15 protein-coding genes and 1 riboswitch are annotated in these 18,147 nt (G+C 45.5%); of the genes, 8 read left to right on the forward strand and 7 right to left on the reverse strand.

Annotated features, from left to right (window positions below):
• Positions 1 to 91 precede the first annotated feature (91 nt).
• The gene (locus tag MKZ12_RS25995; RefSeq protein ID WP_253441065.1) at positions 92 to 931 is read right to left on the reverse strand and encodes a helix-turn-helix domain-containing protein; all 840 of its coding nucleotides are present in this window, start codon (positions 929 to 931) and stop codon (positions 92 to 94) included.
• A 118-nt stretch (positions 932 to 1,049) separates the two neighbouring features.
• On the opposite strand from MKZ12_RS25995, the gene MKZ12_RS26000 reads away from it, so the two are divergent.
• Together MKZ12_RS26000 and MKZ12_RS26005 are read left to right on the forward strand one after the other, a co-directional pair.
• Positions 1,050 to 2,054 (forward strand): Gfo/Idh/MocA family oxidoreductase, encoded by a 1,005-nt coding sequence (locus MKZ12_RS26000; RefSeq protein ID WP_339257519.1) that lies wholly within the window; start codon positions 1,050 to 1,052, stop codon positions 2,052 to 2,054.
• A 20-nt stretch (positions 2,055 to 2,074) separates the two neighbouring features.
• Positions 2,075 to 3,022 (forward strand): aldo/keto reductase, encoded by a 948-nt coding sequence (locus tag MKZ12_RS26005; RefSeq protein WP_339257521.1) that lies wholly within the window; start codon positions 2,075 to 2,077, stop codon positions 3,020 to 3,022.
• A gap of 210 nt (positions 3,023 to 3,232) precedes the next feature.
• Here the strand turns inward: MKZ12_RS26005 and MKZ12_RS26010 are convergent, their stop codons facing one another.
• Both MKZ12_RS26010 and MKZ12_RS26015 read right to left on the reverse strand, forming a co-directional pair.
• Positions 3,233 to 4,252 (reverse strand): Gfo/Idh/MocA family oxidoreductase, encoded by a 1,020-nt coding sequence (locus tag MKZ12_RS26010; protein ID WP_339257523.1) that lies wholly within the window; start codon positions 4,250 to 4,252, stop codon positions 3,233 to 3,235.
• A gap of 57 nt (positions 4,253 to 4,309) precedes the next feature.
• Positions 4,310 to 5,086: a sugar phosphate isomerase/epimerase gene (locus MKZ12_RS26015; RefSeq protein ID WP_036606781.1), complete on the reverse strand. Its 777-nt coding sequence runs from the start codon at positions 5,084 to 5,086 to the stop codon at positions 4,310 to 4,312.
• Between the two features lie 197 nt (positions 5,087 to 5,283).
• On the opposite strand from MKZ12_RS26015, the gene MKZ12_RS26020 reads away from it, so the two are divergent.
• The 6 genes from MKZ12_RS26020 (at position 5,284) to MKZ12_RS26045 (ending at position 13,049) form a co-directional block, all read left to right on the forward strand.
• Complete coding sequence (locus MKZ12_RS26020) at positions 5,284 to 6,120, forward strand: AraC family transcriptional regulator (RefSeq protein ID WP_339237920.1); 837 nt, start codon at positions 5,284 to 5,286, stop codon at positions 6,118 to 6,120.
• 76 nt (positions 6,121 to 6,196) lie between these two features.
• Positions 6,197 to 7,366 (forward strand): hypothetical protein, encoded by a 1,170-nt coding sequence (locus MKZ12_RS26025; RefSeq protein WP_339257525.1) that lies wholly within the window; start codon positions 6,197 to 6,199, stop codon positions 7,364 to 7,366.
• A 207-nt stretch (positions 7,367 to 7,573) separates the two neighbouring features.
• A complete protein-coding gene (locus MKZ12_RS26030) occupies positions 7,574 to 8,275 on the forward strand; it encodes a response regulator transcription factor (protein WP_339257527.1) in 702 nt (233 codons plus the stop codon).
• Positions 8,276 to 8,295: 20 nt separating this feature from the next.
• Positions 8,296 to 9,738, forward strand: coding sequence for a HAMP domain-containing sensor histidine kinase (locus tag MKZ12_RS26035; protein WP_339257529.1), 1,443 nt, complete (start codon positions 8,296 to 8,298; stop codon positions 9,736 to 9,738).
• A gap of 146 nt (positions 9,739 to 9,884) precedes the next feature.
• Positions 9,885 to 10,643, forward strand: a complete 759-nt coding sequence (locus tag MKZ12_RS26040) for an ABC transporter ATP-binding protein (protein ID WP_339257530.1) — start codon at positions 9,885 to 9,887, stop codon at positions 10,641 to 10,643.
• A gap of 3 nt (positions 10,644 to 10,646) precedes the next feature.
• Positions 10,647 to 13,049 (forward strand): FtsX-like permease family protein, encoded by a 2,403-nt coding sequence (locus MKZ12_RS26045; RefSeq protein ID WP_339257532.1) that lies wholly within the window; start codon positions 10,647 to 10,649, stop codon positions 13,047 to 13,049.
• A gap of 101 nt (positions 13,050 to 13,150) precedes the next feature.
• On the opposite strand, the gene mmuM is transcribed toward MKZ12_RS26045, so the two are convergent.
• The 4 genes from mmuM to MKZ12_RS26065 all read right to left on the reverse strand — a co-directional run bounded on the left by mmuM (position 13,151) and on the right by MKZ12_RS26065 (position 18,144).
• Positions 13,151 to 14,191: a homocysteine S-methyltransferase gene (mmuM, locus tag MKZ12_RS26050; protein WP_339257534.1), complete on the reverse strand. Its 1,041-nt coding sequence runs from the start codon at positions 14,189 to 14,191 to the stop codon at positions 13,151 to 13,153.
• A complete protein-coding gene (gene mmuP, locus MKZ12_RS26055; RefSeq protein WP_339257536.1) occupies positions 14,169 to 15,581 on the reverse strand; it encodes an S-methylmethionine permease in 1,413 nt (470 codons plus the stop codon). The genes mmuM and mmuP overlap by 23 nt, the downstream gene beginning before the upstream one ends.
• A gap of 90 nt (positions 15,582 to 15,671) precedes the next feature.
• Positions 15,672 to 15,774, reverse strand: a riboswitch (SAM riboswitch).
• 70 nt (positions 15,775 to 15,844) lie between these two features.
• Positions 15,845 to 17,047, reverse strand: coding sequence for a Ger(x)C family spore germination protein (locus tag MKZ12_RS26060; RefSeq protein ID WP_339237935.1), 1,203 nt, complete (start codon positions 17,045 to 17,047; stop codon positions 15,845 to 15,847).
• Complete coding sequence (locus MKZ12_RS26065) at positions 17,044 to 18,144, reverse strand: GerAB/ArcD/ProY family transporter (RefSeq protein ID WP_339257538.1); 1,101 nt, start codon at positions 18,142 to 18,144, stop codon at positions 17,044 to 17,046. The genes MKZ12_RS26060 and MKZ12_RS26065 overlap by 4 nt, the downstream gene beginning before the upstream one ends.
• Positions 18,145 to 18,147 lie beyond the last annotated feature (3 nt).

The following is an 18,147-nucleotide window of genomic DNA, read 5'->3' on the forward strand; positions in this document are numbered from 1 at the left end:
TACACGGATTTAATTTATCCATAATAGACTTGATTGGGCTCTCTGTCAAACTACTACACTTCAAGCGCTGACAACATCGAAAGGGTAAGAGTTAATTGTGATACAATCCGCGATAATCCGTAGGTGTCATCCCCTCATGAGCCATAAACTGGCGGTTAAAATAACTGGCATTGGGATATCCCGCTTCCTCTGCAATCTGTCCAATGTTGGCCGAAGGTCGTTCCAGTAACCATTGCTTCGCCATCTGTAGTCGTGAACGAGTGATAAACTCCATAGGCGTCATCTCTACAGCACTCTTGAACATCTTGCAAAAGTAATACGAACTCACACCTGCAAGATCTGCCCAGTCCTGTAACAGGAAAGGTTGACAGGCCTCTTGCTGCATCTGTGGAAGAAGCGCAAGTACCCGACTCTCCGCCTTACTTGTGGTACGTGTGTTCTTTAAAGGTACCGCATGCTGCACGAATTCGGCGAGTACGGAATAGGTCAATGTGGATAGCTGAGCCGGACGCAGCATGGTATTCTGTTCCGCTTCAGTCAGCAAGGCCAGATGAGCCTCTTCCCAAGAGCTGCGCTGCCGCAATGTCCATAACAGATTACGATGTAACCCCCGTTCAATCATATAATCATGCAGACGTTCACCGTAAAAATGAACCCATCGTACATCCCATGGATCATCTTCACTACTATAATAATGTTGTCGCTGCTGCGGGAAATAAAGTACGGCCTGACCTGCACGAAGTTCATGCTCTACCCCGTCCACTTCCACATATCCCTTGCCCGAAGCAACATAGTGAATATTAAAATTGTTTAGCACACCTGCCTCCCGTAATACGGAATGCTGGGGATGATCCATATAGTGTCCAACGGATTCGGGATAACAAAAATATGGAATATCCTGCAGGGTAAGCAATACGGTTTGTCTCATCATAGCCGGTTCTCCTTGATCAACAATATTGTGTTAACTAAATTCAATATATTATCATTTTAATTCATTGGTCTATTCATTATAATCACAATATACATTTATACACAGGAGGATACAACACATGAATTCAGTTCAAAAATTGCGTTGGGGCATTCTTGGTAGCGCTAGCATTGCTGTGGAATCCGTCATTCCTGGATTGCAGCAATCCGAGTTGAATGAAGTAACCGCGATTGCCAGTCGAGACGAACATAAAGCCAAACAAACGGCCGAACAACTTGGGATCGACAAGGCTTATGGCAGTTATGAAGCTTTGCTCGCTGACGATTCCATTGATGCCGTATATATCCCACTGCCGAATCATCTGCATCGGGAATGGACGATCCGGGCTGCAGAAGCAGGCAAACATATTTTGTGCGAAAAACCACTGGCTCTGACAGAGCAGGAAGCTCAGGAGATGGTTCAAGCTTGTGCAGATGCAGGTGTGCATCTCGCGGAAGCATTCATGTACCGTCATCATCCACGTTATGAGCAGATCAGGGATATCATCGCCAGCGGTGAGATCGGTGAGATCCGTGGTATTCACAGCACATTTTCATTTAATAACTCCAATGCATCCGGCAATGTCCGCTTTCGGAAAGAGTGGGGCGGAGGTGCACTGTATGATATCGGATGTTATTCCATCAGCGTAGCACGTCTACTACTTGGTCAGGAACCAAGCGCAGTTACCGTTATTGGCATGTTCTCCCCACAGCATGATCAGGTCGATATGATGGCTTCCGGATTGCTGGAATTCGATAATCATGTTGGCGTGACGTTTGACAGCAGCATGTGGGCAGCCTTTCGCAACACGCTCGAAGTTCTAGGTTCTGATGGCATCATTGAGGTACCATCGGCCTTTATCGGTCGTCAGGATCGCAGTTCCAACTTCTATGTCACAGCAGGTGGTGAACGCAGGGAGATTGAAGTTCCACAAGTAAACCACTACTCACTGCAAGGAGATGATATGGCTCGTGCCGTACTTCAGGGCAAGGATCTGCGCTTCGCCCCTTCCGATGCAGTAGCTAATATGAAAGTGCTGGAAGCTTGCCTTCGTTCAGCGGAAGAACGTACACGAATTACACTATAATTGAGAGGATGAACTGACTTATGGAATATATCGAAATTGCTGGTGCAGGTAAACGCGTCTCCAGATTGATTAAAGGAACCGATTATTTCGTGCATAGTGCTTACGATAAAGCAGCTACGAACATGGATGCTTTTCTGTCGATTGGCGGTAACACTGTCGATACAGCACATATTTATTGTGGTGGACAGAGTGAAGAAGTCCTTGGCCGTTATATGAAGGAACGCGGTAACCGTGACCAGATCGTCATTCTTACCAAAGGCGCGCATCATGACCAGAATGGACCACGCGTGAACGCTGATGCCATCCGCAGTGACTTGATGGAAAGTCTGGAGCGTCTTCAGACAGATCATGTAGAGATGTATGCGTTGCACCGGGATGACCCAAATATGCCTGTCAGTGTTATTCTTGAAGCACTGAACGAACATATTGAATCTGGCAAAATCGGCGCAATTGGCGCCTCCAACTGGACCTGGCAGCGGCTCGAGGAAGCCAATGCGTACGCTGCGGCAAATGGCTTGAAGGGCTTCACATTCAGCAGTCCGAACCTCAGTCTCGCCAAAGCAAACGAACCTTTCTGGGCAGGCTGTGTGTCGGCAGATGCAGAGACACTGGCATGGCATGAGCAAACCAAGCTGCCATTGCTATCCTGGTCCTCCCAAGCGCGTGGTTTCTTCACGGGAAGATTCACACCTGAAGTTCGCGATAACGAAGATCTGGTGCGTGTATTCTACAGTGATGGCAACTGGGAACGGTTACGCCGGGCAGAACAATTGGCTAATTCGAAGAAAACATCACCCATTCAGATTGCACTCGCTTATGTATTGAATCAGGCGTTCCCAACCTGTGCGCTGATCGGTGCCCAGAATCAGGCGGAACTGCTCTCCTGTGACGAAGGCTCCCGCATCACACTGACTCCTGCTGAAATCGCATGGCTGGATCTGGGAAGTGATGTACCTGCCGGCATCTAAGACGGATTTTCGGTTGAACAATGGAACGGTTCGACCTTCATATTGAGACTGACACTTCCGTATGGTATCGGAAGTGTCAGTCTTTTTTTGTGATATCTCTAAACTCAAATAAAGAAGGACTTACCCCAGAACAGATCTCCGAAGGTAAGTCCCTTATATCATGGATTAGGACATATAGAATGTTAGAAATTGCACTGTCATTCGTATGGATTACAGTTTAACGATCTGACCTGTTTTCTCGGATTCGAATGCTGCCAGGATCACTTGCAGGGAACGTAAGCCCTCTTCCCCGGAAATCGCTGGAGGTGTTTTCGTTACAATGGACTCTACAAATGCGTCAATTACACCACTCGGCACTTGTTTCTCGTTAGTAGCCATGGCACCAACTTTGTACGTCTCAACTGTACCATTGATCAGCTCAACGATCACTTCATCGCCTTCCACTGTTCCGATCTTCATAACGCCATTCTCACACCACAGCACGGTACTGTTGTCTCCAGCTCTGTATTGCGTCCAGCTTGCTACCAGCGTTCCGATCGCACCGCTCTTCATACGCAGCAGACAAGTTGCGTTATCGTCAACTTGAGTACCTTCCTTGTGCAGTGTGCTGATGAAACCAGCCACTTCAGATACTTCATCATTCAGCAAGTAACGGATGAAGTCTGATTTGTGCACGCCCAGGTCACCCATCGCGCCCATAATAGCTTCTTCTTTACGGAAGAACCAGCTTTCAGCACCGTCCACACTCCATCCTTCCGGACCCGGGTGGCCAAAAGATGTACGGAAATTCAGGACTTTACCAAGTTTGCCGGAGTCGAGAATTTCTTTTGCTTTGACATGAGGAGGCATCAGACGCTGGTTGTGTCCAACCATCAGATACACGCCATTTTTCTTGGCAGCTTCAATCATTTGCTCGCCTTCTTCAGTGGATACTGCCATTGGTTTCTCAACCAATACATGCTTGCCTGCATTGGCAGCAGCAATCGCCATTGGCGCATGCAGATAGTTCGGTGTACACACACTGACTGCATCCACCGTTTCATTAGCAAGCAATTCTTCGTAACTGGAGTAAGCTTTACCTCCATAAGTTTCGGCCATTTCTTCCGCACGCTCCACGATCGGATCGGCAAAAGCGACAAGTTCCACGTTCTCATTGGCAGCGTACTCCGGAATATGTCTGCGCTGGGCAATGGCTCCACAGCCGAATACAGCAACTTTAATTTTACTCATGTATATAAGTCTCCTTTGAAAAATAGATTAGCATTTTAGCAGCGTTCGATGGTTCTGTTAGAATTGATTCAAATAGTTTTCTTTCAACCAGTTGTAGCTATTGGATACGCTCTCAAGTGGAGGATTCTGACACACGTCTTGTTCCACGATCAGCCATTCCACGCCTGCATTCGTAGCGCCTTCAATAACAGCTGGCAGGTCAACCGAACCTTGTCCCAGTTCCAGCGTTTTCATCTGGCCCTGTTCATCTTTGCTGAAGTCCTTCAGATGAAGCAGCGGCAAGCGACCCGCATATTTATTAATATACTCGATCGGATTTTGTCCCGCAAATTGTACCCAACATACGTCCATTTCCACTTTTACCGCTTCCGGTGATGTTTGAGCGAACATGGCGTCAAAGGCATTGGCATCGCCAACCTGCCCATGGAATTCAAAATCATGGTTATGGTATCCGAAGATCAATCCTTGCTTCGCTGCTTCAGCTCCATATTGTTGCAATTCGGCGAACAGCTTGGTCCAGCCTTCTGCATTCTCAGGACGATCTTCTGGCATCAGGTAAGGGCAAATGATATATTGTGCACCAATTGTTTTCAGGTAATCGATTTGTTTTTGCAAGTCTTCACGCATCGCATGTAGTGAAACGTGGCTGCTGAAGCCTTTCAGCCCAAGTTCGTCTAGTAGCGCTTTCATTTCCTCAGCTGGAATATCACCATATCCGGCAAACTCCACACCTTCATATCCAAGGGCCGCTACCTTACGCAACGTACCACGAAAATCTGCTGCAGTTTCATCACGGAGTGTAAACAATTGCAAACCAATATTAAGTTTTTTCATGTAGGATACACCTCTGTTCTCAAATTTGCTTTCATTGCTCTATCTGGTATCATCCTAACGCAAAACAGGCTAGAATGAACATATACAATATAGTCAGAACATGAACTATCTGGTCAAATTTTATTTCCATCATTTTGCATCTATTCAATGTACCCATTTGATTGCATGCAGGATGTACATATTGGGGGATTTTATCTTTGGATACGTTAGAGACATCTGTACTGATCTGTGACTACTCATACCACTATAAAGCGTTCACTCATAATATGAAGGGTGAGCTGCAAACCTATCTGTTCCGTCTACAGACAGAAGGTTCGTGCAAAGTGTATGTACAGGATGAAGAGTTCAGGATGACTAGCGGGGATCTGCTGCTGCTCAAACCTGGCGACGACTATCATCTCGTGGTGGATGAACCACATAAGGAAGGACGCTTGTCCAGCGGAGATTATTATCTGTTCTGCGAGGGCAGTTGGATCGAGAACTGGTGGAAAAGGCAGCAACGTTCTACCGTGAGCCGGATTGGACTTGATGATAAGCTCATCAGCCTGTGGAGAAATATGTTGCTTGAGAAACGTCGCGGACCTCTTGAGGAAAATGCGGAGCTAAAGGATGCGTTACTGCGCGGATTATGTCTATATATTGACCGGGCAATCAAAGAGAATATTCAGACCGATCGGGCAGTTTCCTCTGCGCTGAAGTTAAAACGTTATATTGAGGAGCATGCCACGGTTACGTTCAAGCTTGAGGAAGCGGCACGTTATGCCGGACTCAGCCTGTCCCGTGCAGTCCGTTTATTCAAGGAACATTACAATCAGACCATGATTCAATACGCGATTGAGATCCGGCTGAATGCGGCGCTGGAACGCATGAAATACAGTGAAATGACCCTGGAGCATATTGCCGAATCCTGCGGATTTGCGAGCTACTCCTATTTCCACCGGGTATTCCGGGCACACTTCGGTGTGTCTCCGGCCGAGTATCGGGACAAAGAGCATATCATTGTTCAGGATGAGGCATTACAACAGCGAACGTGACCTTGGAATCATATATGAACGTTTTATATGATATATTATAGTAGAATATACCTAATTAAAAGGAGTTGTTTATTCTTTGAGAATGAAAATTTTAAATTGCTTGCTGATCGCAAGTATGATTAGTTCAATGTTGGCACTGAGTAGTTTCGCCAATTTTAAAAGTCTGCCTGCACCACAATGGACAAGCACGATTCCCGATCGCGGATGGAGCACGGGTCAGTACACATCGCCAACAATTACAACAGATGCAGAAGGAAATCAGCATATCATTGGCTTAAAGGAAAAAGGAAATCAAGGTTTTCTAGAAAATATGGATGGAAAAACAGGTGAAATAAAGTGGTCCATACCACTGAATGGAACTTACAATGTATCCAATGATGGTTATCTATTTATGTTTGAGAATAATCAGATCACCGTAATGAATCTGGCAACAGGTTACACGATTTGGACTAGAGAACTGCCGCCTGAATTTAAAGATTATAACTATTATGGCGAGAAATATCCAAGCAAGAATGGCACGTTATATGCAACTATTGCATCACGCGATGGGAAAAGTAGTACAATCTATCATTATAATTCAGAAGGTCGAAAAACTAAAAAGTACACCCTGCCATACTCGGAAATTCAGATTGATGGAGATTATCTCTTCGCTAAAACTTATAGTGATGATCCCAATACCTACGTAATAAACTTGGATACTGGCAAAAAAATAAGAACTTTCCCGAATGGAAAAAATTTTGTCCCTGTTTCTGTTATGGGAGATGGTACACTTCTCTATCAGAATATCGTCAAAAACACGCTGCACGTCAAAGCTTATAGCCCTAAGGGAACATTGAAATGGAATAAAAAATTTTCGTATGAACATTCCAAAACTGACCTTGTAATTATTCAAAGCAACTTCTTGTTATTTGACAGAAAGAAAAACAAACTCACTCTTTATAATTCCAAAGGTGCTCTATTAGCAAGTAAACCATTTGATTATAAGTATGATTACATAAGAGATTTTATAGAAGTCTTTAAAATTGCCAGCGATCAGAAGAGTTTTATGTACACTGTTAAGAAAGGAAATAATTATGAACACCAACTAATTGATTCTAGTAATTTAAAGATTATATCCCGAATTCCTTTTAATATGAATGATAGAGACCACATGGGAGACAGATACTCCTTCATTTTAAATAACAGAACTCAAATTTTCTTATTAGATAACATTGAAAAGAATATTTCCAAGTATAATTTGAAATAATGTTGTCTTTCCCTAAACTTATGATTAGACAGAAACCCGCTCTTTTGAAGAGGCGGGTTTTTATGAATTCAAAGAATCACATTTTATTTTTCATATTTCCCTCATGACGCATCCCAATCTAACCTGTATAGTTAAAACCAAAGGCTTCTTACAGTTTCAAACAATCACACAATTATAATAGATTACCCTAGTACTGGAGCGATACATATGCTAACCCACCCGCGCAAAGTCCTCATCATCGAGGATGAACCGGATATCTCACGTATTTTGCGAGATTATTTGACCAAAAATCAATATGAAGCTGTTGTGGCAGCCACTGGACAAGACGGGCTTCAGATTATGGAGCTTATTCAACCAGATTACATCATTCTGGACATTATGCTTCCGGACATGGACGGGATCGAGGTGTGCCGCGAGATTCGACGGCGCAATAATATCCCCATCCTCATTCTAAGTGCCCGAGGCAGTGATACGGATAAGGTACTTGGTCTTGGTTTTGGCGCAGATGACTATATGACCAAACCCTTCTCCCTAAGTGAATTACTTGCACGAATTAATGCCCACTTTAGACGTTACGACAGCATGACCTCAGACCTGGACAGAACGGATCTACTGCGCCTTGGAAATCTTGTGATCGATAAAAAAGCCTACAAAGTTACATTGAACGGATTGGAAGTGTCTCTGTCTGCCAAGGAATTCGAGTTACTTCATTATTTGGCAAGCCATAAAAATCAGGTATTCTCCAAAGCCCAGTTGCTTGACGCCATCTGGGGTTATGCAACCTATGGTGATGAAAACACCGTAACCGTGTACATTCGCAGACTGCGGGAAAAAATCGAGGAAGACGCCTCACATCCAACTGTTCTAAAGACAGTATGGGGTGTCGGTTACAAGTTCATTTATGAATAATCGAGATTGGAGACATCCACATGTCATTAAACACCTGGTTCAGACGCTGGCTGTTAACAACACTTAGCCTTCTGATTATTATAAGTATCCTCGCACTGGCGTTAATACTATTCCAAAACCGAAATTCGGAACAATCCAATCCGTCCATAAATCAGGTTCGGCTCAAGATTAATCCAACTCTGTTCGCTCTGGAGCAAAATCATCAACATCTGGACAAACAAACTACCCGAGAAGACATACGTTCCATTGCCAGAGAAAGCGGGATTCTGCTTACCTATGTGAACCTGGATGGAACCGTAGCTCTGTCCTCCGATCCCACCTCTGAAGGAACCCAGGTTAATCTGCGTTCTTCCCTTCATTATGATCTGCATCATGCCGCGCAGACTGTGGACGATAGTGAATCACTTGATATCGCGTTTCCCGTGATGGACGGTCCCGTGGGAAGTCAGATCGGCAATGCTATCTTTTCCATCCCCCAAGCTATGGTTACGGTTCAGAAACCGATGACTTTTACGGTTATATGGATTAGCGTACTACTACTCCTGTCACTGATCCTGGGCTTATTTTTATTTTGGATGAAAAGAATTCTGGACAAGCTGCTCCTCTCTCCCATTCATCATTTGAAGCTCCATGCGGAATCCATCCTCAAAGGGAATTATGATGATCAGATCCAGTACAACAGGACAGACGAAATGGGCGGCCTTTACGCCATGTTGGATTTGATGCGCACAGAAATCAAACATATGAACGAGCTGCGCATCCAGCAGGAACAAGCACAAAAGGAACTCATCACCAATATATCTCATGATATTAAAACACCGATTACTACGATAAAAGCATACATAGAAGCTATTGAGGAAGGGCTATGTTACGATCAGGAAACGCTTATGGAATACATGAGAGTGATGCGGACACATACGGATAAAACGGCCCGACTTGTGGAAGACCTACTGGTTCATGCACTTCAAGAACTAGGGCAGATCTCTGTGGAACCTCGTGAAATGTACATTGGTCCTGTCCTTGAAGCTATGTTGAAGCCTATTAAACATGTTGTTGTTACGAAAGGTCTGATCTACGACGGACCTCATTCCAACCATATCCCCAATGTGTTGGTCGCAATCGACCCTATCCGAATTGAACAGGTGATCTCCAATCTTGTCGCCAATGCTCTCAAGCATACAGCTCCGGGAGACACGATACGTATGGCCACGGAACTGGAATCCGGGTACTTGAAAGTGACCATCGCCGATTCGGGTCAGGGCATACGTGTGCAGGATATGCCGTTTGTTTTCCAGCGTTATTTCAGAGGACAAGCGAGTCATGCAGACCCACTTGTGCAGGAAGGTACGGGACTGGGACTTTCCATCTGCCAAAGCATTATTGAAGCACACGGAGGCCGTATTTCCTTCACTAGCAAAGAAGGACAAGGTACGACCTTCCGGTTCTACCTGCCGATCTGCTGAGCCACACTGGCGTGGCTATTTTACCAAATGCCTTTAATTTCAGCTTCAACTTGGAAGTCAGTAATACTTTATTCATAATTTGATAAGGCTTCCTCAACATCCCTCCGCTAGAATGAATCCTATACTGCACTCGGGAGTGATTCGACTTGCCTAAGAAAGCGATTATTCGTGCACAGAATCTGTGCAAGACGTACAACAGCGGAAGTGAGCAACATCATGCCATCCGTAATGTCGATCTCGATATCTATGAAGGGGAATTCACGGTCATCATGGGTAACTCTGGCTCTGGCAAATCAACCCTCTTATATCTGCTTAGCGGACTGGATCAGATTACAGCTGGTGAGGTTTATTTTTGTGACCAGCGGATCGACGCTTATGGTGAACGAGAAATGTCAGACTTCCGCACGCGCCGAATCGGTTATATTTATCAAAGTATAAACTTGGTCCCGGACCTTTCCATCAAAGAGAACATTGCTTTACCGGGATATATCGCTGGAAACAAAAAGAAAGACATCCAATCCAGGGCTACTGAGCTGATGAATGCCATGGATATTGATGGACAGCGTAACCGCCTCCCCTCCCAAACGTCTGGAGGACAGCAGCAACGAGCAGCCATTGCACGAGCTTTGATCAATTCGCCGGATATCATCTTTGCGGATGAACCGACCGGAAGTTTGAACCTGGAACACGGCACCGCCGTTCTGGATATCCTTACGGATATCCACCGGAAAGGACAGTCCGTAGTTATGGTTACGCATGATATTAAGGCAGCCTGCCGGGCAGATCGTCTGATCTATATTCAGGACGGCAAGATAGGCGGAATCCTTGAGTTTGACACCTATGACGAACATCAAATTCAGGATCGTGAAGCGATCATCTTCGCTTTGGTTACGGGGAAGGAGTAACCTATGGCAGTCATTCTAAAGCTGAGCTTTTCTTATCTGAGTAAAAATAAAATTCAAAACCTGCTCATCACCCTGCTTATTTTGCTGTCTACCCTTCTGGTGTCCACATCTGTCATCATCATGGCCAATACGGGTAACCAGTTCAAGGAAATGCATAGTCGGACCAACGGGTCCCATCAGATCTTGACGTTCGACAAAGGACTGAATGGTCCCCAAGCTGTGCATGACTGGTGGGCTGCTCAGAACGGTGTTCAAGTCTCGCCTTTGCTTACTTACCGCATCTTGTCGGGCATCACTTTTGGCGGCACTGACATCCCTAACCTGTATGTGTACATGATGAATACGCCGCCTCCGCAGTGGGGGGTAGATGAACTTGTATTTGCAAGTGGTACACAGCATTCGGCTCCTGAACAAGGAAGCATATGGATCCCAACTTCCATGGCGAATGGTTATAACATTGCTGTCGGTGATACCATTCAATTCAAAACCGGATCTACCACACTTGACCTCGCAGTTTCAGCTATTGTTGTGGATGTTCCTTATGGAGCACCGTTCACCAATACGGCAAGAATTTGGATGAACAGTACGGATTACCAAAATGATTTTAGTACGGTTGCGGGAAAAGATATTCACATGATGGGCATCCATTTTGATGATTACAGTACGAACTCCAGCTACTGGGATCGTTATACAAGCGAGACGGGTGGTCCATTTATGGAAACCAAAATGGAATTTGAAAGTATCTCATCCTTTTATCTGATCATCAATCAGATCGTTGGGTTCATTATGATATTCTTAGGGGCCGTCATGATGATTATTGCCCTCATTACGATTGGTTTCACCATATCCGACGCCATTCTGGCCAACTACAAAACGATAGGTATCCTTAAATCGCTGGGACTCACTTCCCGGGGCACCATTGGTACTTACGTCATTCAATATGCCCTGCTGTCCATCATCGCCGTTCTTCCCGGGCTGGTACTTAGCGTAATCGTCTCCAAATTCATCATCAACATCTCCGTATCGTCCCTGCGGACTGGCCAGGGTGATCTTCCAATTGAGGGCATTGGAGTTGCTATTGTTGTAGGGCTGCTGTTACTCGTCTTGGTTATTTTATTCGTCGTGTTATACGCCAGAAAAGCTCGCATGATTGAGCCTGTACAGGCCATTCGGTACGGTATGTCGGAGAGCGACAATGTACGCATGGCGCAACGAATGAATTCACCGCTCGCAAACCAGGCCTTGTTTGGACAATTGCCCGTCTCTTTTGTCATCGGTATACGCAATCTGATCAAAAACAGCAAAAGCTCGGTTCTGATGTTGTTGCTAACCACGATGGCTGCTTCCGTACTTGTTCTCGGGTATGTTGTACTGACCAGCATTACCGGAATCTATCAGACGGCGGCCAAATGGGGTTATGACAATGCTAACATTGCCGCAGTCGTTGTAAACAAAACTACGTTTCCGAGAGCAGAGCTGCAGAACGTATTGGAAGAAGACCCTCGCATCAAAAATGTGGGCTGGCAAGGGAACATCACCGGAGTTATCCTTCCAGATGATCCAACCGATGTGGCCAGCCAGTCTACCAGTCTTTATCTAAGAGTATTGGATGGAAGCTATCAGGATCTTGGTTTTGAGACGTTGAGAGGAGACAATCCGACACTCGAAAATGAAATTTCAATCGGAGTTAGTGTTGCCAAGATGTTTAACAAGGATATAGGAGATCTCATGGATCTCTACATTGAAGGAGAAAAGCGAACGTTTATGATTTCGGGCATCTATCAGGCCATCTCCGACTTGTCGGTATCCGGAAGAATCACAGCTCAAGCGGTTCGAAGCGTAAATCCGAATTACAGAGATGTAGATGTCGCGTTTATCAATGTCAACGATCCTTCACAGGCGGATGTCATTGCTAACCAATTGAATGAGCGTTTCAAAGACTCTGCTTCCATCGTCACGCAAAAAACGCTGCTGGATTCTGTTTATGCAGAAGCTGCAAGCATTCTGGTGTACCCCATGGCTCTAATGGGTCTGCTGTTCATTTTGGTTACATTCATTATTATTTTCAGCACCTGCCGGATCAGCATTCGCAAAGAGAGCAAGACATATGGCATATATAAGTCGATTGGAATGACATCTGGAAAAATCCGATTCTCCATTGCTGCCGGAGTAGTTGCATTAGCTCTGATTGGTTCAATGCTTGGAGTCATTGTAGGCGTATACCTTCTCCCCCTGTTACTTGAAAAAGTCCTATCCGGATACGGTATCGTACAGATTCCTCTCATTCTGAACTGGGGAGGCATTATACTCTTTGCTTGTCTGAGTATTGTTGCCGCAGCTCTAGGATCCTGGGTATCGTCCAAGGTGATTCGTCAGGCATCGCCGCGTATTCTTGTCGTGGAATAAAGTGTAGCAAGAAGGTATGCTCATGCAAAAGAAGCCCTTTCCTATCCTTTATAAGATAAGAAAGGGCTTTTCCACGCAGATCTGGATCGGCTAAATATACTTCAGCTCCGCCACTTCTTCGCAAGCTCGTCAATCTGATGTGGCGTAGTACGGCAACAACCGCCAATAATCTGTGCGCCCGCAGCAACCCACTGTTCCGAAGCATCACTCATACTGCCACAGGTACCCTGCCCACTCCACGTCTTCGTTGCAGCATCGTATACTTCTCCCGAGTTCGGATACACAATAACAGGTTTATCGCTGGCACGGCTGAGAATACTCACCGCTTCCGTCACCACTTCCATAGGAGCACAGTTCAGGCCAATCGCAGCAATCTGCGGCTCGGAGCCAAACAATTGTGCACATGTCTTAAGCGGCGTACCTTCGCTGATGCTTGTCCCATCTTTTAATGAAAAGGATAGCCAGGCATAAGCATGAGGAAACTCCTTCAGCAAATCAACCAGCACCTGTGCTTCCTGCAAGGATGGTATGGTCTCAAAAGCCAGAATATCAGCACCCGCTTCAAGCAACGCGGCCATCCGCGGACGATGGAATGCAGCCAGCGTTTCATCTGATACACCGTAGTGACCGATGTACTCCGATCCATCAGCTAGATAAGCGCCGTAGGGTCCAACGGATGCAGCAACCAACGGTCGTGGCCGAGCCAAGCCCCCGGTCCCCAAGACATCAGACGTTTGTTGTGCTGTTCCGAGGACCAGATCACCATCCAGTTTGGCTTCCGTATTATCAACTCCGTCTTCCTGCACTTCTGCCCATACGTCATCTCTCGCCTGTGCAGCCAGTTCCACCGTCTTGCGAATCAGGTCCAACGCTGCTTGCTCGCCGATGCCTCTCTTGCGGAAGCCATCCACTGTCGCCTGATAACTGGATGTAATCGCACAGTCGGCTCCTGCTCGAAAATAATCCGTATGGACCTGAACAATAACATCCGGATTCTCAAGCAACACACGTGCAGACCATAATGGATCATCCAGATCACATCCATGCTGTTCAAGTTCTGTTGCCAGCGCTCCATCCAGAATCATGACCGGATGTTCACGAAGGATCTGTTCTATGGGGTTAGTCGGTTGTGTTTGTGTCATGTACTTGTCCTCTTTTCTTATTCACACGTTCTGTCAGATAATAAGCTGCGTAACATACTGCGATAAATGGAATCCCACAATACAGCGCAATTCGCTGTGTCGGGTCGAAGGCAATACCTATGCATGAAGCCAGGCATAATATAAATGAAACAATAGGTACCACCGGATACAGTGGTGCACGGTAGACCAGATCTTTGATCGCATGTCCTTCCCGGATATACTGTCTGCGGAACATGTACTGGGAAGCGCTGATGCTCATCCATACGGCAACGACAGCCAGACCTGATATGGAGACCAGCGTAATATACACCGTACCTGGCGCAATGATGCTGGACAGCAAAGCCAGTGCACCACCCACCATACTGATCAGAAGTGCATTCAGCGGTACCCCGCGCTTGGTCAATTTGGCAAACCACGGAGAGATCGTTCTTTTGTCAGCCAGAGACCAGAGCATCCGTGAAGATGCATAGAGGCCCGAATTGGCAGCAGAGAGAATTGCCGTCAGAATAACAAAGTTCATAATGTCTGCAGCGTAGGGTACACCCACCCGCTCCATTACCGCTACAAAAGGACTTTCCAATACACTGGCGTCCGACATGGGCAGCAAGGCCGACAAGATAACAATCGTTCCGATGAAGAAAATAACCAAACGCCACAGTGTGGTATGAATAGCTTTGGGAATCGTCTTTTCTGGATTCTCCGTCTCCCCGGCGGCAATACCGATTAACTCAGTGCCTGAGAATGCAAAATTTACAGCAAGCATAGTCATCAATATCGCTGTAGCCCCATGAGGGAACCACCCGGATGCTGTAATATTGGAAAGGAATGGAGCCGGTTCAGCATCCCCCATGGGGATGAACCCAAACATGGCTGCGCCACCGATAATAATGAAGATTACGATAGTAACTACTTTGACAGATGAGAACCAGAATTCGGATTCCGCAAAAAGTTTTACCGTTAAAGCATTGAACAAAAAGATCATCAGTGCAAAAAGTGCGCTCCATATCCATACGTTTACCGATGGGAACCAACGCTGCATCAGCAGACCGGCGGCAGTGAATTCGGAGCCAAGCGCAACAGTCCAGGTTAACCAGTACAACCAAGCCACCGTATAGCCTGTTGCTGGTCCAATATATCTTGCCGCATAACTATGGAATGCTCCCGTCTCTGGCATATGAACAGACAGTTCACCAAGACAGAGCATCACCAGATATACTACGATCGCTCCAATCAAGTAGGAAAGAATAGTTCCCAGTGGTCCCGCCTGCTGAATCGTATAACCCGAGCTCAGGAATAATCCCGTTCCAATGACGCCACCCAGAGAGAGCATGACCACATGCCGTGCCTGCATTTTCCGCTGAAAATGCCCTTTGTCGTTGTTGTTCTCCATACCTGCTGCTCCCTACTTCTTCATCCAGAAAAACAAAAAAGACCCACTCTTCCTAAAGAGTGCGCCGTTACTGACAAATAAAAACAAACGCTCCTATCTATCAGGCTGTTCACCCGCTGGAATTAGCACAGTATCCTTCAGATCTGTTGCTGAGGTTTCTAAGGGCCAGTCCCTCCACCTCTCTGGATAAGAAAATGATTTTTTATAAATATAGCGATTGATTATGAATGTGTCAATATTTATATCATAAATGGCACATCTCGCTATTCTGTGGAAGACCCTGGATTGGTAATGGTGGTCTTTACCTCATACGTGATCGGCACGGTACTGAAAATTTTATCCCAATCACCTTTGACTTTCTTCCATGTCTTTGGATGTTTAATACGCAAGCTGTCCCGAAAATCCGCTACATCGACTTTATAAGTATGCTGAAGTTTGTACAACACCTGACGAATCTGTTGTTCGGCCAGCTCAGCAAAATCCTTTTCCAATTCTCTTAGATATTCACCTTTCTCCTCTTCCTCCGGAGCCCGCCAATCCTCCATCAGCCAGCCTTCGGATTCAGTCTTCACATGGAATGAAATATCATTGCCGACCACCTTGGGAATAATTTTCACCTTTTTCTTCTTGATTTCATATACCACGGTGAATCCTTGCTTGTTATGTGTTTTTAAGACACCTCCTTTTTTTTTGGAATTGAGCCATGACAAACCCTCAAGATCTGTTTGACTAAGTTCTCCAATGAATTTCGTTGTTTTTCCATCAAAAATGCTACCTCCAGAGAACTTGTCCTCTCCATGGGAATTCAACACATTTTGCAGCAGAAAGCTGGAACCGGACTGCATCTGTGCATCTAACTTAGACAATAATACAGGATCCAATATTTTGTTGGACAAGTACGAATTGTTCGTAATTCCTGTGAGATAAAATGCCGGAATCCGAGACGGGTCCTGTGAAGTCAACACATCTAATGCAGAATGATGACTGATCAGCACCAGGCAGTTCGGTCGAATATCATTATCCCGTAGTACAAAATCAAGCAATTGGTCCAAACCATATTTTTTGGCAATATCCTTGGAAACGACGATAACTTTCAGATGATGTCCAATAAGTGGTCGATCCCGCCTTAACGCAAACTGACGGAAGATTTGCAACATGGAATCTCCACTGAGCTGTTCATTGGCATAGGATGTTTTGCCGGAAGAAGGAGAACCGGATTGCTGGCTCGATTGACTGTTGGAGAAGCCCGGAGCGATCTGCACCGTGGCAGTTACATAGTTCTTCTTAGGATATGAGCCTCCTTGAGCAGCGATGTCTTTCTCGAATTCCGTCTCTTTGCCGACATCGATTCCAAGACCAACATAGAGACTTAGATCCTCTATTTCCCGACTGCTCCAGCATCCGGACAGCGTCAACAGAATACAAAAGGCAGAAGCTAAACGTAAGAGCATACGGAATGGCATCATGCATGTTTGCCTCCTTTTTTGCGAATCAGACTTATCATCAGTAACACCATAGGAAGAATGCCAAATAAAAACACAGATGCATTACCCAGCATATCTCCAAGTGCAAAAGTATCATCAACCGTTTTGGGCATCATGGCTGTCACATAAATGAATGGAAGCAGACCATACATAATCCCCTTCATTTTTTTGGAACGGAACAAATCACGAATACCCACCGAAGCACAGTAATGTGTGATCGCGGTAGTCGAAAAAATCTGCATAATCCAGATGACCAGCAATAAGGATTCAAATCGTTCGAATATTAATCCCTGTATCTCGAAGCTTCTCACCAAATCCAGCGTTGGCCAGGTTCGAGTTTTGATTCCATCCAGGGACAGGCTACCTACAACCATGACAACCGTAATCAAATATATAATGGTGGATATAAGTATGCCCCAGCTCATCGCCTTATTGCTTTTCTTCGGATTTTTCATATAAGCAGTCATAATTAGCATCACCTCATACCCCGTATATGATAATAGAGAAGGCTTAAGTCCTTTGAAAACAGGCATAAGACCTTCGCCGAGCACTGGTCTAAGATTTCCAATCTCAAATAGCTGATTACTCAGCAGAATTTCAATGACAAATATAATGATTGTAATCGGTAGAATAATCTCGAACACCCGTATTATGACACCAAGTCCGCCTGAGATCATATATATACCGATCCACATGAAGACCATAACAATCGCCCATGTGGGCGTACGTTCAAGCAGATACATCCCTGTTACTTCAGCCATGACTCTAATTTCGAATGCGGCAATCACCATAAAATACATAATCATGGCAAATCCCAATATGTAAGCAATCCAGCTCCCCGTAATTTCACGGGTGAACTGGAATACCGTTTTCCCCGGAAATCTGCGACACAAGGTAACCAGAATAATGCCGACACCTGCAATAATCAGTCCCGACAGAATAATGGATATCCAGACATCCGGTGTTCCGACAGCCTTACTGGTCGTTCGAGGTAACGTCAGGATTCCGGCACCAAGCATGTAATTCACAATAATTATAACGGCCTGTGTCGTGGTTATCTTTTGTGGGGAGCCATTCACTTT

Origin of the sequence: Paenibacillus sp. FSL R5-0713 (assembly GCF_037973325.1) — a bacterium.
Taxonomy (GTDB): domain Bacteria; phylum Bacillota; class Bacilli; order Paenibacillales; family Paenibacillaceae; genus Paenibacillus.

Coding starts and splice junctions, on each gene's coding strand:
- mmuM (WP_339257534.1), bottom strand. CDS start 14,191: ATGACACAAACACAACCGACTAACCCCATAGAACAGATCCTTCGTGAA.
- MKZ12_RS26015 (WP_036606781.1), bottom strand. CDS start 5,086: ATGAAAAAACTTAATATTGGTTTGCAATTGTTTACACTCCGTGATGAA.
- MKZ12_RS26005 (WP_339257521.1), top strand. CDS start 2,075: ATGGAATATATCGAAATTGCTGGTGCAGGTAAACGCGTCTCCAGATTG.
- MKZ12_RS26045 (WP_339257532.1), top strand. CDS start 10,647: ATGGCAGTCATTCTAAAGCTGAGCTTTTCTTATCTGAGTAAAAATAAA.
- MKZ12_RS26030 (WP_339257527.1), top strand. CDS start 7,574: ATGCTAACCCACCCGCGCAAAGTCCTCATCATCGAGGATGAACCGGAT.
- MKZ12_RS26060 (WP_339237935.1), bottom strand. CDS start 17,047: ATGATGCCATTCCGTATGCTCTTACGTTTAGCTTCTGCCTTTTGTATT.
- mmuP (WP_339257536.1), bottom strand. CDS start 15,581: ATGGAGAACAACAACGACAAAGGGCATTTTCAGCGGAAAATGCAGGCA.
- MKZ12_RS25995 (WP_253441065.1), bottom strand. CDS start 931: ATGATGAGACAAACCGTATTGCTTACCCTGCAGGATATTCCATATTTT.
- MKZ12_RS26035 (WP_339257529.1), top strand. CDS start 8,296: ATGTCATTAAACACCTGGTTCAGACGCTGGCTGTTAACAACACTTAGC.
- MKZ12_RS26000 (WP_339257519.1), top strand. CDS start 1,050: ATGAATTCAGTTCAAAAATTGCGTTGGGGCATTCTTGGTAGCGCTAGC.
- MKZ12_RS26010 (WP_339257523.1), bottom strand. CDS start 4,252: ATGAGTAAAATTAAAGTTGCTGTATTCGGCTGTGGAGCCATTGCCCAG.